At 62.4% G+C, this 14,561-nt stretch carries 14 protein-coding genes; 4 read left to right on the top strand and 10 right to left on the bottom strand.

Annotated elements, in window-relative coordinates; genetic code table 11:
* A partial coding sequence (locus ACLP2E_RS09330; RefSeq protein ID WP_442465744.1) for a DUF2946 family protein occupies positions 1-377 on the bottom strand: 377 nt, incomplete at its 3' end.
* 207 nt (positions 378-584) lie between these two features.
* Between ACLP2E_RS09330 and ACLP2E_RS09325 the strand changes: the two genes are divergently transcribed.
* Positions 585-1,019, top strand: a complete 435-nt coding sequence (locus ACLP2E_RS09325) for a four-helix bundle copper-binding protein (protein WP_442465743.1) — start codon at positions 585-587, stop codon at positions 1,017-1,019.
* Positions 1,020-1,070: 51 nt separating this feature from the next.
* Here the strand turns inward: ACLP2E_RS09325 and ACLP2E_RS09320 are convergent, their stop codons facing one another.
* The 6 genes from ACLP2E_RS09320 to tpiA all read right to left on the bottom strand — a co-directional run bounded on the left by ACLP2E_RS09320 (position 1,071) and on the right by tpiA (position 6,776).
* Positions 1,071-1,430: a copper-binding protein gene (locus ACLP2E_RS09320; protein WP_442465742.1), complete on the bottom strand. Its 360-nt coding sequence runs from the start codon at positions 1,428-1,430 to the stop codon at positions 1,071-1,073.
* A 299-nt stretch (positions 1,431-1,729) separates the two neighbouring features.
* The gene (locus ACLP2E_RS09315; RefSeq protein WP_442462721.1) at positions 1,730-2,518 is read right to left on the bottom strand and encodes a DUF2182 domain-containing protein; all 789 of its coding nucleotides are present in this window, start codon (positions 2,516-2,518) and stop codon (positions 1,730-1,732) included.
* A 32-nt stretch (positions 2,519-2,550) separates the two neighbouring features.
* Positions 2,551-3,153: a DUF1326 domain-containing protein gene (locus tag ACLP2E_RS09310; protein ID WP_442465741.1), complete on the bottom strand. Its 603-nt coding sequence runs from the start codon at positions 3,151-3,153 to the stop codon at positions 2,551-2,553.
* 329 nt (positions 3,154-3,482) lie between these two features.
* Positions 3,483-5,111, bottom strand: coding sequence for a CTP synthase (locus ACLP2E_RS09305; RefSeq protein ID WP_442465740.1), 1,629 nt, complete (start codon positions 5,109-5,111; stop codon positions 3,483-3,485).
* A gap of 164 nt (positions 5,112-5,275) precedes the next feature.
* Positions 5,276-5,662, bottom strand: coding sequence for a preprotein translocase subunit SecG (gene secG, locus ACLP2E_RS09300; RefSeq protein ID WP_442461968.1), 387 nt, complete (start codon positions 5,660-5,662; stop codon positions 5,276-5,278).
* A gap of 361 nt (positions 5,663-6,023) precedes the next feature.
* Positions 6,024-6,776 carry a triose-phosphate isomerase gene (gene tpiA / locus ACLP2E_RS09295; protein WP_442461967.1) on the bottom strand — a complete coding sequence of 251 codons (753 nt, stop codon included), beginning with the start codon at positions 6,774-6,776 and terminating at the stop codon, positions 6,024-6,026.
* Between the two features lie 344 nt (positions 6,777-7,120).
* On the opposite strand from tpiA, the gene ACLP2E_RS09290 reads away from it, so the two are divergent.
* Positions 7,121-7,645, top strand: a complete 525-nt coding sequence (locus ACLP2E_RS09290; RefSeq protein ID WP_442465739.1) for a hypothetical protein — start codon at positions 7,121-7,123, stop codon at positions 7,643-7,645.
* Positions 7,646-7,871: 226 nt separating this feature from the next.
* Here ACLP2E_RS09290 and ACLP2E_RS09285 read toward each other — a convergent pair whose 3' ends face one another.
* Complete coding sequence (locus ACLP2E_RS09285; protein ID WP_442465746.1) at positions 7,872-8,966, bottom strand: hypothetical protein; 1,095 nt, start codon at positions 8,964-8,966, stop codon at positions 7,872-7,874.
* Between ACLP2E_RS09285 and ACLP2E_RS09280 the strand changes: the two genes are divergently transcribed.
* Positions 8,850-10,703 (top strand): peptidyl-prolyl cis-trans isomerase, encoded by a 1,854-nt coding sequence (locus ACLP2E_RS09280; protein ID WP_442465745.1) that lies wholly within the window; start codon positions 8,850-8,852, stop codon positions 10,701-10,703. The genes ACLP2E_RS09285 and ACLP2E_RS09280 overlap by 117 nt on opposite strands.
* A gap of 11 nt (positions 10,704-10,714) precedes the next feature.
* A complete protein-coding gene (gene trpE, locus ACLP2E_RS09275) occupies positions 10,715-12,235 on the top strand; it encodes an anthranilate synthase component I (RefSeq protein WP_442465738.1) in 1,521 nt (506 codons plus the stop codon).
* 75 nt (positions 12,236-12,310) lie between these two features.
* On the opposite strand, the gene ACLP2E_RS09270 is transcribed toward trpE, so the two are convergent.
* Both ACLP2E_RS09270 and ACLP2E_RS09265 read right to left on the bottom strand, forming a co-directional pair.
* Positions 12,311-12,847 carry a hypothetical protein gene (locus ACLP2E_RS09270; RefSeq protein WP_442465737.1) on the bottom strand — a complete coding sequence of 179 codons (537 nt, stop codon included), beginning with the start codon at positions 12,845-12,847 and terminating at the stop codon, positions 12,311-12,313.
* A gap of 4 nt (positions 12,848-12,851) precedes the next feature.
* On the bottom strand, positions 12,852-14,204 hold the full coding sequence (locus ACLP2E_RS09265; RefSeq protein ID WP_442465736.1) for a tetratricopeptide repeat protein: 1,353 nt from the start codon (positions 14,202-14,204) through the stop codon (positions 12,852-12,854).
* Positions 14,205-14,561 lie beyond the last annotated feature (357 nt).

The following is a 14,561-nucleotide window of genomic DNA, read 5'->3' as shown; positions in this document are numbered from 1 at the left end:
GCGCGCGGCGCCGATTCCCGCCGGGGTATCGCCAGCGCGCGGGATTGGGTGGGCGCCTGCATCGGCAAAGCGACCGCAATGAGAACGCCGGCGAGACTTGCGCCAACGAGCTGGCACATCGGGCAGGCGCTCGGATCGTGACGATGGACGGGAGTCTTTCCCGAAAAATCGCCGTCATCGGCATTGATGCAAAGGATGGTTCCGGCGTTCTCCACACCGGGCAGGCCGGAAAGCGCGGCGAGGGCCGCCTCGACCGGCGTTTTTATACGCGACGTGGGCGCAAAAAGGCTGAGGCCCTGCAGGATCAAGGCGACGATGGCGAGACCGGCGACAATCCGCCGCCATTTCGTCGATCTTATTGTGTCGGCTATCCGCAAACTTTAGCGCCCCATTACCGCCGCAATCGATAACATGGACATAAAAAGAAAACTATATGAATTGAAGAAACGAGCGCTTGGGCGTCCCGCTGGCGCCGAGAATCGATCAAACCGTCGTACGAACGAAGAATTCGTGCTAACTTCCTCTGGAGCCAACACTCGCTTTTCCGCGCCGAAAAAGGCAATTTCAAAAAGGGAGAAAACTCCATGGAACGCCGTGAATTCATCGCCGTCGTTGGAGCAGGCGCTTTGCTCTCCGCGACCGACGCTCGCGCGCAAAGCGGGGAAATGCATATGACGATGATGCACCCGCCGAAATACAAGGCCCTTCAGGACGACTGCGGCCATTGCGTCGCCACTGCAAACGATTGCCTGCGCCACTGCATCGGCATGCTGGCGATGAACGACTATACCATGACCGGCTGCATCAATACGGCCTATCAGGTCGTCGCAGCCTGTGGCGCGCTTCAGGCGCTGGCTGCGGTTAATTCGCGCCAGACGCCGGCTTTCGCCAAAGCCACGGGCGAAATCTGCGCGGCCTGCCAGAAGGAATGCGAGAAATATCCCGATGTCGCCGAATGCAAGGCCTGCGCGGAATCTTGCAAGACCTGCGCCGAAGAATGCCGCAAGGTCGGCGCCTGATCGACAAAAAGCGACGCGGGCGGCCCAAGCCCTCCGCTTGGCCCAAGACCATCATTTGGCAGCGGTGAGCTTTTGAATTTCGAGGATCGTCCAGTTCTTGCCGTCGAGGGCGAACGCGACCTTGTCGCCAACTTTGACCTCTTCCAGGATTTTTGCGGGCATGGCCTGGAACTGCATTTCCATGGCGTCCATGAGGCCAGGAATGTCCTCGTGGTCGATCGTGACAAAACCAGAGGCGGCGTCGACGTTGACGACTTTGCCGACGCCGTGAAAGATTTTTGCCGCCTCAGCCTGAGCAACGATGGTTGAATCGCCATGGGCCGCTGCGTCCCCGGCGAAAGACGCGCCGCATGCCGCAAACAGGCTGAGCCCTTGCAGGACCAGGACGAGCGCGGCCCGACCGACGACCATCCGCCGCCAATGGCCCATTTGCCCCGTCTTTTTGTATCCCCGCGCCAATGAAGGCTCCCCGCCGAAGCGCTGACTCCGCTCGCCGGCCAAAAACGCCAAAATTCAGCCAAGGTCAATCGGGGGCGGCGCCGCTCGTTCGGCCTCGTTTCGCCTGCCAAGCGGAGCGCCGAGCCCGCGCCGCGACAATTTTCGTGCCCGGCAGCGGCGGCGCCGCCCGGCCTCGGCAGCGACGCGACAATTTTGGCGGGCAAGACCTCGCCGTAGATGGCGCCCTCCTCGGCGCGTCCGCCCCGAGAAGGTCAAACGTTCAGAGCGATAATTGTGATTGACGTCATGAGCAGGCTGGCGCCAAGCGGCGCGCTCAGCTTGCGGCCCCAGCTGGCGTTTTTCTCGACGGCCATCACCGCGCCAATCGCCAGCATCCAACCGACGCTGCCCGCGCCAACGGCGAACATCAAGAGCATCATTGCCCAGCAGCAGCCGACGCAGAAGACGCCATGGTGAACGCCAAGCATGAACGACTGCCGACGCGCGGCTGCGCCACGCCAATGTTGATTCAAAAAACTGAACGGCGTGCGGCATTTATCAAGGCAGCGATATTTGAGTTCGCTGAACTGAAACGCGCCGGCGAGGCCGATGACGACAGCTCCAACGACCCAGCCATTGACGAGCAAAAAGGCGTTGCCGGCGGCCAAGGCATGCAACGCCATGTCGACCAGGTGGGCGGCTAAGCCGAAGGCGAACCACGGCAGAAGGTAGCCAAAAATCAATAAAGAAATAAGGGTGCCGCAGTCGCTCCGATCTCGCGTCATGGTCACGAAAATCGCAATCAGAGGCGTTATCGTAGGCATCATCATGGCGATGGTCATCAACAGCCATCCGACGACATAAAGTGCGAGCGGAAATAACATTGGACCCGCCGGCAATGCGCTACAGACGCTGCCGGCGAGCCCGACGCCGGTCCAGTCGCCATGCTCGAGATAACGGCCGTAGGGACTGTGCTCCCAGATGGCAAGCGCAAGCAGAGCCATTGCTGAAACGCCGCCGACGGCGGGCAGCCAGACGTCACCTCGTTGCAATGCGCGCATCGACGAAGCGTCCCCCAATGCGACGCGTCGGCCTAAGCGTCGAAAACGAAGGTGCTTTGTAGCGCATTGCGGCCTTGGAGATCGAGATTGATCCCAAGCGCCGGCTGCTTCGAAATGTAATGAGGCGCTTTTCCAACGTAAACTGGCGCACCGGGCACGGTGGAGAAAATCGTGTCGGCCAATGTCGTATTGGCCCCCGTCGCTCCCTGGCAGGGCTCAAGTTCGGCATATTGCGTATCGCCAATCTTGATCGTGCCGCGACCTTCCATAACCTCGAAACGGATCGGCACGCGCTCGACCGCGACCACTTCCCCTACAAGTTTTGCAATATCGGCGACGGGGCCTCCGGCGTTGCCAGAATAAACTTTAAGCAGAGCCTTCTCCTGGTCGGCGGAAGCGTTCGCGTCGATGTAAATCGCGACACGCCAATTGCCGGCGAGTATATTGCCGGGAAGATGGGCAACAATCGCGATCGTGGTGTTTTGGACATCGACGCCGTCGATTGACCCTTTATCGAAATGATAGGCGACGATCGTATCGCATGTCCCGTTATCGGGGTCTTCTCCGATCCAGCACGGGCACAACGCGCGGCAGTCACAGACTTCCAGAAGACGGCCTTCGAGATGATAAGCCATGGCGGCCTCCATCGCTGTGCGAAGCAGGTACAGAACACAGTTCTGTCGCCGCCGTTCTCAGCTGACGACCAATAAACCATAACATTTTTCGGCGTTCTTTTCCAGTAACCAAAATGCGATCCCAGGGTGCCGGCTAATAAAACGCCGCCAACAACTGTCACGCCTATGCAACTTCAACGCAATTGGTTTATGAAGAGAGAACAACCCACGCTTTCGGAGCTTCAGCGCCGCCCTAATTTTGCAGCCTCGGCGACCGGCGACTGGCCTTGTCTCTTCCACCTTTCAACGACACAAAAAAAACGCCTGCTTGAACTGCAAGGATTGAACGCTCAAACCAGACGGCTCTGCGCCTTGGCCGCCGCGATAAAGCTCGCGAAAAGCGGGTGCGGCTCGAAGGGGCGCGATTTCAGTTCGGGGTGATATTGCACACCGATGAACCAGGGATGGTCGGAGAATTCCACCGTTTCCGGCAGCAGGCCGTCGGGCGAGGTTCCGGAAAAAACCAGGCCGCAGGGCTCCAGCCTTTTCACATAGTCCCGGTTGACCTCGTAGCGGTGGCGGTGGCGTTCGGAAATCTCGGTCTCGCCATAGATTTCGGCGATTTTCGTGCCCGGCTTCAGCAAGGCCGGATAGGCGCCGAGCCGCATGGTGCCCCCGAGATTGCCGCTCTCCTCGCGCTTTTCCAGCTCGTTGCCGCGCAACCATTCGGTCATCAGCCCGACCACTGGCTCCGGCGTCGGGCCGAACTCGGTCGAACCGGCCTTTTCGATCCCGGCCAGCGAGCGCGCCGCCTCGATCACCGCCATCTGCATGCCGAAGCAGATGCCGAAATAGGGCACTTTGCGCAGGCGGGCGAAACGCGCGGCGGCGATCTTGCCTTCCGACCCGCGCGAACCGAAACCGCCCGGCACCAGGATGCCGTGGACATGTTCGAGATAGGGCGACGGGTCCTGATGCTCAAAAATTTCCGCCTCGATCCAGTCGAGATGAACTTTTACGTGGTTGGAAATGCCGCCGTGCGCCAAAGCCTCGATCAGCGACTTGTAGGCGTCCTTGAGGCCGGTATATTTGCCGACTATGGCGATGGTGACTTCGCCTTCGGGATTATGCACCGCCTGCATCACCGCGTTCCAGCGGCTCATGTCGGGGCGCGGCGCCGGTTCGATACCGAAGGCGGAGAGCACTTCGTGATCGAGGCCGGCGGCGTGATAGGCGCGCGGCACGTCATAGATCGAGGCGACGTCCAGCGCCTCGACCACCGCCGATTCGCGCACGTTGCAGAACAGGCTGAGTTTTCGGCGCTCCTCGGCCGGAATCTCGCGGTCGGCGCGGCACAGCAGGATGTCGGGCTGGATGCCGATCGACCGCAATTCCTTGACCGAATGCTGCGTCGGCTTGGTCTTCACCTCCCCGGCGGAAGGAATATAGGGCAGCAACGTCAGGTGGATATAGACGCAATGGTGCGGCGGCAGGTCGTTGCCCAATTGCCGGATCGCTTCGAGGAAGGGCATGGCCTCGATGTCGCCAACCGTGCCGCCGATCTCGACCAGCACGAAATCATGGCCCTCGTTGCCGTCCAGGACGAATTCCTTGATGGCGTTGGTGACGTGCGGAATGACCTGGACCGTTCCGCCGAGATAATCGCCGCGCCGCTCGCGCGCGATGATGTCGCGATAGATGCGCCCCGTCGTGACATTGTCCATGCGATTGGCCGAGCGGCCGGTGAAACGTTCGTAGTGGCCGAGGTCGAGATCGGTTTCGGCGCCGTCGTCGGTGACGAAACATTCGCCGTGCTGGTAAGGCGACATGGTGCCGGGATCGACATTGAGATAGGGGTCGAGCTTTCTCAAGCGCACCGTATAGCCGCGCGCCTGCAGTAGAGCGCCGAGCGCCGCCGAGGCCAGGCCCTTGCCAAGGGAGGACACAACGCCGCCGGTGATGAATATATAGCGCGCCATGCGGGGCCTCGTATTTGGGCGGGGCGCGGCCGCGCGGCTACGCCCGTTTCGGGCCAGGCCGCGAACACGCGCCGGTCGAATGCCGGATTTTCAGTAAAGGGCCGGCGGACCGGCCCTTTAAACTCAAAGCGAACTTACTGCGACGTCGGCGGGGAGCGGGGAGCTTACTGCGATCTTGGCGGGGCCTGAGGCGTCTCCGGTCCGGGCGGCGCCTGTTCGGGCGCGAACTTTTGCATCTGCTTCAGCTTGTCGAGCACCGTGCCCTTGGGCTGATCGGCGGGCGCCGTCACCGCCGCGGGCGATTCGAAAATCGATTTCTGCGAGCGAGTGTAGGTAGCCAGCACGGTCAGCGCCAGACTTGTGATGAAAAACATGGTGGCGAGAATGGCGGTGGCCCGCGTCAGCGCATTGGCCTGGCCGCGCCCGCTGAAGAAACTGCCGGCGCCGCCGCCGCCCATGCCCAAGGCCCCGCCTTCGGAACGCTGCAAAAGGACCGTGGCGATCAGCGCGATCACGACGAGGAGATGAATGACGATCAGAACCGTCTGCATGAATGGAAATCCTGTAGTGGCTAAAGCCTTTTTCCGCCCCGATCGAATCGGAGCGGAGCTCTAGTTCTTTATCTTAACGCGTTTTCTTCACGCGAACCGGTAACCAGTTTGCTCGAAAACGCTATCAACCACGAAAACCGCCGCTCCGGGAAGGACGCGGCGGTATTTGCGCGGGTCTTAACGCAAAACCCCGGCGATGGAAAGCCTAAAGACCGTCGGCATCGAGGCCCTATGGCGCCTTGGTTCGAGGTTTGGCGATTTCCCATCCTTCGAGGCGCCGCCTTTCAGGCGGCCCCTCAGGTTGAGGTCGTTGTTTTCGGCAAGCTCCTTATCCCCGCGGCATGATTCTATGCGCGAATTCTTACTTGTAAACCACGGCTATACCGAGAAAATCCTTGGCGGTAAGACTCGCCCCGCCGACCAGCGCGCCATTGACATTGGCCACGCCCATCAACTCGCGGGCATTGCTGGGCTTGACCGATCCGCCGTAGAGAATCCGCACCGAGGCGCCGGCCTTCGGCATCAGGTCGACCAACTCGTGGCGGATGAAGCCGTGGACTTCCGCGACATCCTCCGCCGTAGGCGTCAGGCCGGTGCCGATCGCCCAGACCGGCTCATAGGCGACGACGAGGTTTTCCGCCGTGGCGCCATGGGGCAGCGAGCCGGACAATTGGCCGCCGACCACGGCGAGCGTCTGGCCGGCCTCGCGCTGCAATTGCGTCTCGCCGACGCAGACGATGGCGGTCAGGCCGGCGCGCAGCGCCGCTTCCGCCTTGAACCGCACGACTTCGTCGCTCTCGCCATGGTCGGCGCGTCGTTCGGAATGTCCGACGATGACGTAAGTCGCGCCCGCGTCCTTGAGTTGTTCGGCTGAAATATCGCCGGTATGGGCGCCCGATGGCTTGGCGTGGCAATCCTGGCCGCCGATGGCGATCGTGCCGCCAACCGCGTCGGCGGCGGCGGCGATCAGTGTCGCCGGCGGGCAGATCAGCACTTCCGCCTCGCCCGCCTCCCCCGCGACAGTGGCGGCGGCGATCGCGGCGATTTCCGCCAGCGAGGCTTTGGTTCCGTTCATTTTCCAGTTGCCGGCGGCGAGCGGGCGGATCGAAGTCATGTGAATTCCCCCAGGTGGTGTTCGATAGCAGAGGAAAAATCCTTTGCACAGGGGCGGATTGAAGCAGGGCCGGGGATGGCGCGCGAATTGCTGCTGTCGGTTCGGGAGTCATCCCGGCTCGCGGATTGATCGCCATAAAGGCGTCTCGCACAGGCCGTTCCTGCCTAACGTGGCGATTTCGTGCGTTTTGTCGCGAAGCCTCCATTGTCGCAATCTGCCCAATTTCCCCGCGCATGAAGCGTTTGGCCCATTTCTCCAGCCAAGCGTCCATTTCACGCGCGCGCCCATCCGGCCGCTAAGGTCTTGAATATCTCAGGAACGAGCGGAAAAATGAAAGTCGAATCATGACCATCGAAACCACCGCTTTCCAGCGTCTCGAAGCCGAAGACCGCCTCGTCAAGCCGGCCCACAAAGGCCCGACCCACATCGCCGGCCGTTTTGGCTTTCGCGGCGAGATCGCCCGCGCCCAGGAGCCGGAACTCAATCTGACCGCCGTGTTCGCCGCTGCGGAAGACGGCGACAAGACCCTGTCCTTTCTCGCCGGCCAATTGGCCAGCTTCAAGGAACTGCCGGCCCTGGTCGAAGTTCTCGGCGATGCGATGAAGCCGGACGGCAAATATTTCATCTATGTCGCCGACGTGAAACGCGGCGACCGCTATCAGGTCGGCTTCGGCGACAAGTCCGTCAACGTGCTGCCCTACGACGATGTGTCGGTCTACAATGAGCTGGTCGACTTCCTCTATCTCGACAAGACCAAGATGAAGAAATTCGACACGGCGGCGAAGATCGACGCCATCGCCGACGGCGCCGCCAAATATGGCGAGATTTTCCCCAAGGTGACCTATGAGGAAGGCCTGGCCCAGATTTGAGCTGAAAGTTGGGCGCTAGCCGCCTCTTTGCGCGCGCGGGGCTTTGACTAAAAAAGCCCCGCGGTCAAGAAGCAGAAATCCCGACAATGAAAGCGTAATGCGGCGCTTGACAAAAGCGGAAATATGTTCTCTTTTTGTTCTTGCCGCTTCGGCCGGGAAAACAGGGGAGAGCATCATGTCGCTGGCGTTTGGCTCAGGGATTGAACCCGATCTGATCGGCGCGTTGTCAATTCCGCGCTGCTTGACGCCGAGAAGGGGCGGCGCTGCATCCGCTTTTTTGGCGCGCCCCGTTTCCTCGTCGCGCGATTTTCTGATTCGCGCGACGGCGTCGCCCAGGAGCCGCAAATCGACCTTCGAAGATGGACGCTGCCGGCGCGCGGCGATCAGCGAGGAAAATAGAGAGATCCGCAAGGAATTCGGCCGCATCGCCGACGTCGCCGGCTTGAACAACGACGAGCGGGCGACGCTGTTCGGAGAGGGCCGCGAGTTGTCCCGAATGATCCTGGCGCTTGAAACCCTTGGCGCCGCGCTCGACCTTTTTAATGAGCCCGCCGTGGCCGTCGCCTGGCTGCGCGGCGAAGATTTTGCCGAACCCTTCAATGGCCGCGCGCCACTGCGCCTGATGGCGGCCGACGGGCGCCTGGGCGTCGAAATCACGCTGCTTTATTTGCGGGGTCGGCTGCGCCACGCTCCGCATGGCGGCTAACAAAATTCGTCGTCCGATCGAATTGAGGTCGCCGTCTAGCGGCCCCGCAACCGATCCGTACCCGGCCGGCTCGAAATGTAGGGCTTCTCGAGGCCGATTGCTGGCCGTTCTCGGGCTCCTGATCGGAATTTTCGCGAGTTTACCAAGCTCGCGAAACAGGAAGCGCTGCGAGAGGACGAATGAATGCAGCGCCTCCTTGGTCGACGAGCAGACCGCCCGGGCCGCCAACGCCCGGACCGGCGACACGACCATTCTCTCGCGGCAGGTGGATTGCGCGCGGGCCTTGGCGTTTCTATAGTCCCGCGCCAAAGCCCGTCGAAATGACGGGCGCTTTTTTTGACGCCCAAAAGACAGGCGTCTAAAGACACCCCATAGCCCGTCGAAAGACGGGCGTCCAAAAAGCCCTTCGGCGCCCTCCCGGCGCCCAACAAGAGAAAAACCATGCTCGGTGGCCTGCGTGTCATGTCGAAGAACATTCTTGGCCGGACGATCCTTGCGATCTTCGCCGGCCTGATCGTCATCGGCTTCGGTTTTTTCGGCATCCGCGACGTCTTCACCAATTTCCGCGCCAATCAGCTGGCGACGATCGGCAATGAGGAAATCGGCGTGCAGCAATATCGCGCCGAATATCAGAACGAATTGCAGCGCCTGCAGCGGCAGGCGAAGCGCGCCATCACCAATGACGAGGCGCGCCAGATGGGCCTCGACCGCCAGGTGCTCGGCCGCCTGATGACCGGCGCCGCGCTCGACCAGGAGGCGCACAAGCTCGGTCTGGCCGTTTCCGACGCCGATATCGCCAAGGTCATCAAGGCCGACAAGACCTTCGCCGGGATGAATGGCGCCTTCGACCAGGCCCGCATGGACGAAATCCTGCGCGATAACGGCTATAGCGAAACCGCCTATGTGCGCGAACAGCGCCAGGCGTCGATGCGGCGGCAGATCGCCGTCGGCGTCACGGGCGCGCTCAAACTGCCGCAGGTGCTGCTTTCCGCGATCAACACCTATACCAACGAGATCCGCAAGGCCGATTATTTCATCCTCCCCGCCCCTGACGCCAGCAAGGCGGCCGCCCCCGACGAGGAAGCGATCAAGGCTTATTACGACGTGCGCAAGGACGCCTATCGCACCCCGGAATATCGCAAGGTCAATGTGCTGATCGCCTCGCCAGGCGAAATCGCCAAGACCCTGCAAATCTCCGACGCCGCCGCCCGGAAGGTCTATGACCAGAACGCGACGCAGCGTTTTTCGACGCCGGAAAAGCGCACCCTGGCGCAGCTGACCTTCTTTTCGCGGGACGCAGCGGAAAAAGCCGCCAAGCGCATAGCGGACGGCGAATCCTTCGACGCGGTCGCCGCAGACAAACAGGCGGGCGGCGTGCTCGCCGATCTGGCCGGCAGGACCAAGGCCGATATTTTCGACAAGGCCATAGCCGAGGCGGCTTTCGCTTTGCCGCAACCCGGCGTCAGCGCCCCGGTGCAGGGCCAGTTCGGCTGGGTGCTGGTCGACGTCAAGAGCATCGAGCCGGGCCAGGTCAAGCCTTTCGCCGAGGTCAAGGACCAGATCAAGGGCGAACTCGCTCAAGCCGCCGCGAAAGGCGAGGCGCAGAAACTGCACGACAAGATCGAGGATCTGCGCTCTGCCGGCAAGACGCTCGAACAGGCGGCCGAGGCGCTCGGCCTGCAAAGCCAGACCTATGTCACCGACGCCGCCGGCGCCGGCAAGGCGGATAACGGCAAGAGCGAGCCGATCCCGGCGCTGGTCGCCGCGCCGGAACTGGTCAAGGCGATCTTCGCCTCCGATGTCGGCGTCGACAATGATTCGGTGTCGCGCAAGGACGGCGGCTATTCCTGGTTCGAAGTGGTCTCCATCGACCCCTCGCGCCAGCCGGGACTCGATGAGGTCAAGCCCGCGGTGATCCAGTCGCTGCGTGAAAACAACGCGCAAAGGGATCTCGCCGCCAAGGCCAACGAACTGGCGCGGCAGATCGATTCCGGCGCCAGTCTTGCCGAGGTCGCCGCCGCCAACGGCGCCCAGGCGCAGACGGCGCAGGGCGTCCGGCGCTCGGGCGCCGCCGGCCTCACCCCATCGGCCGTGGCGCAGATTTTCGGCCTGCCGGTCGGCGCCGCCGGCGTCGCCCTGGGCGACAAGGGCGGGCGCGTAGTGTTGAAGGTCACCGACGCCGTCACGCCGCCGCTCGACGTCAAGGACCCGCAAATCGCCGCCTTGCTGCCGCAGCTTGAGGCCACAGACGCCGACGACCTGCTCGAACAATTCGTCGCCGGTCTGCAGAACCAGCTGGGCACGAAGGTCAACCCGAGCGCCCTGCGCGCCGCCAACGGTTCGGAACAGTGAGGGTCGGGTCGATGTTCCAGCCCGAATTCGACGCTTTTTTCGCACGCTACGAGGCCGGCGAGCCCTCGCTGGTCAGTCTGGCGCTGGTCGCCGATCTCGAAACCCCGGTTTCGGCTTTCCTGAAATTGTCAAGCGGGCGCGAGGGCGACGTCTTCCTGCTCGAATCGGTCGAAGGCGGCGCGGCGCGGGGCCGCTATTCGATGATCGGCCTCGACCCGGACGTGATTTTCCGCGTGCAGGGCGGCAAGGCCGAGATCAATCGCAGCCCGAACCGCGACCGCGACGCCTTTGCGCCCTGCCCGCAAAAGCCGCTCGACGCCCTGCGCGCGCTGCTCGACGAATCGTCCATTCCCGCGGTTCCCGGCCTGCCGCCGATGGCCGCGGGAGTGTTCGGCTATCTCGGCTATGACATGGTGCGCGAGATGGAGCTGCTGGCGCCGGCAAAACCCGACCCGATCGGCACGCCGGACGCGCTGCTGGTGCGCCCGACCCTGATGGCGGTGTTCGATTCGGTGCGCGACGAGATTTCGCTGGTGACCCCGGTGCGCCCTCAACCGGGCGTGAGCGCCAAAGCGGCTCATGAAAGCGCTCTGGCGCGGCTGGAATCGCTGGTGGAGTTGCTCGAAGGGCCGTTGCGCACCGAGGGCCAGGCGAAGGACGCCCTGCTGTTGCAGACCCACGCCCCGGTCTCCAACACCCGCGAGGGACAATTCCTCGCCATGGTCGAACAGGCCAAGTCCTATATCCGCGCCGGCGATATTTTCCAGGTGGTGCTGTCGCAGCGTTTCACCTCTGCGTTCCAGCTTCCCGCCTTCGCGCTTTATCGGGCGCTACGCCGGGTCAATCCCGCGCCCTACCTTTGCTATCTCGATTTCGGCGGGTTCCAGATCGTCTGCTCCAGCCCGGAAATCCTGGTCCGCGCGCGCGAGGGCAAGGTGACGATCCGCCCCATCGCCGGCACGCGCTGGCGCGGCGAAACCAGGGAGCAGGACGAGGCGCTGGAGCGCGAATTGCTCGCCGACGAGAAGGAGCGCGCCGAGCATCTGATGCTGCTCGACCTCGGCCGCAACGATGTCGGCCGCGTCGCCGAAATCGGCACGGTGGAAGTGACCGAGCGTTTCACCGTCGAGCGCTACAGCCACGTCATGCACATCGTCTCCAATGTCGAGGGCAAGCTCGACCCGTCGCACGACGTGATCGACGCCCTGGCCGCGGGTTTTCCCGCCGGCACGGTCTCCGGCGCGCCGAAAGTGCGGGCGATGGAGATCATCGACGAACTGGAAATCGACAAGCGCGGCATTTACGGCGGCTGCATCGGCTATTTCGGCGCCTCGGGCGAAATGGACACCTGCATCGTCTTGCGCACTTCCGTGGTGAAGGACGGCCAGATGCATGTGCAGGCCGGAGCGGGCATCGTCTACGATTCCGATCCCGCCAGCGAACAGAAGGAATGCGTCAACAAGGCGCGCGCGCTTTTCCGCGCGGCGGAAGAAGCCCTGCGCTTCGCCTCGACGGTAAAGCGCGGGCAGTAGGATTACGTTAGCGAAGCAATCCAGCAGGCGCAGGATGGGGCCACTGGATTGCCGCGTCGCTTCGCTACGGAATCATCACTCCGCGGCGGCCCCCCCCCCGAATTGAGCATTGTTGGAGACAATCGCCTCGTTGGGTTCGATGGCCCCGAGGCTCTTGACGATCTCGAACCGGCCGTTCCTGGCCTGGGCGATGTTCCGCACGTGGTGCCGGCCGGGAATGGGAACGCTCACCTGCAAAGCCTCGGCGAGGCCCTTCTGGATGGCGTCGGCCATCTCGGCAGGCGGCGCGTCCGCGAACAGGCGGGTGAAGGCGCGCACGAAGGTTTCGACGATTTCCGAATGGCTGCCCAAGTCGATGCGGGCGAGATCCGGGCGCAACGCGATCTCGTCGCCAAAAGCCGCGCACAGCAAATAGGTGTCGGCGTTGCAACCGATGTAGCGGAGCAAGGCCTGGTGGTAAACTTGGCGGCGCAATTCGTCGTCCAGGCCCGCGACCTCCGCCAGACGCATCGCCAAGACGCAGGACCAACACCTTGACGGTGGACGCGCCATAAATCCTTCCATGATCGACGCGGGGGCCAAGCCTTTCTCGACCAGACGGGCGCGGCTCACGGCCCTATTCGGCAAGGCCGGGATTGATCTTCCTGGCGGCGACCACATCGGCGTCGCCGCCAGCCTTGTCTCCACTCAGCCGCCGGACGACGCCGCGTCGATACAGCGCTTCCGCGTAATCGGGATTGAGCCGGGACGCCTCCGTGTAGTCGGCGATGGCGTGAGCATAGTCTTTCTTCCGGGCGAAAGCCGCGGCGCGATTATTGAAGGCGATGGAGAATTGCGGATTTTGTCGAATGGCTTCGTTGTAGTCCGCTATGGCGCGGTCGGGTTCGTTCTTCCTCATATGGGCCAGCCCGCGATTGCTCCAGGCAAGTGGAAATACCGGCTGCAGTCGGATCGCCTGGTCGTAGTCGGCAATCGCTCGATCGTAGTCCTTCCTGAGAGAATGGACGACGCCACGATTGTAGTAGGTTTCGGCGGAGCCCGGATCGAGGCGGACCGCCTGATCCAGGTCCGCCAGGGCATGGTCGTAATCCAGCTTGGCTGTATAGGCGGCGCCACGGTTGGAATAGGCTTGCGCCAGACCGGGATCCACCCGGATCGCCTGATCGTAGTCCGCGATGGCGTGGTCCTGGTCGCCCTTGCTGGCGTAGAGGCTGCCGCGGCTGACGTAGGCAGGGGCAAAAGCGGGGTTGATCCTGATCGCGGCGTCGTAGTCAGCCATCGCGTGGTCGTTGTCGCCTTTGAACTGGTAGGCCCTGCCGCGGTTGCCAAACGCCTCGGCGTAAGTGGGATCGAGGTGGATCGCCTGGCTATAGTCCGCGATGGCGCGGTCGATGTCGCCCTTGACCTGATAGGCCACGCCTCGGCCGTTGAAGGCGTTCGCGGCGCCGGGATCGAGGCGGATCGCCTGATCGAAATCGGCTATGGCGTGGTCGATATCCCCCTTGGCCGTATAGGCGCTGCCCCTGCCATAATAGCTTTGAGCGAAATTGGGATCGATCGTGAGAGACTTGGTGGCGTCGCCGATCGCGCGGTCGTAATCCCTTTTGGAAAAATAGGCTGCGCTCCGGCGGTAGAACAAGACGGCCGAAGCAGGATCGAGCGTGATCGCCTGATCATAGTCCGCGAGGGCGCGAACGATATCGCCTTTGTCATGATAGGCCCTGCCGCGGTTGCTCAAGGCCACCGCGAGAACCTTGCCGGCGAAGTTTCCCGACTTGACGGCCTCGCCGCATCCGACGATTTGCTGTTCGTTTGAATTATCGTTCTTGCCGGTGCAATTATAGTCTTTCAAGCTTTGCAAGGCTTGCGCCCGAACCGGCGCCAACATCAGGCCATGCGACAGAACGGCCAAAAAGAGTATCGTCGCAGCCAGACGCGCGCCCACAACCAATTGCGTTCTTGAAGACATGGATCAGCCCTGGTGTTTGCTCAAGCCGGCAGGCAAATATTGAAGGAAGTTCGCTGATTGTACAATAGGCAGGGTGAATGGGATGAGCGGAGTTTTGGCTCGAATGGAGGGAAGCTTGAAAGGCGGCATTGTTCTGGCGTCTCTTTTTTCAATCCTGTTGCCGACAGTCGACAGTATTTAAGTGGGCATCAGCATGCCTGCTTGACCTACCATCCGCGAAAATCAAACGCGTCGCCGCGACGGTTTCTGCGGATCGGCCAGTTTGATGTCGACAGGCCCCAGGCCGAAAATTGCGATGACGACAGGCTCCTCGACGCCGGCGGGAACGCCGTCGTAATGGAAGGTGCGCGCCGCTCG

It is taken from the genome of Rhodoblastus sp., from assembly GCF_052145335.1.
In the GTDB taxonomy this organism is placed as follows: domain Bacteria; phylum Pseudomonadota; class Alphaproteobacteria; order Rhizobiales; family Beijerinckiaceae; genus Rhodoblastus.
The sequence above is the reverse complement of the archived record's forward strand: the minus strand, read 5'-3'. Positions and strand labels throughout refer to the sequence as shown.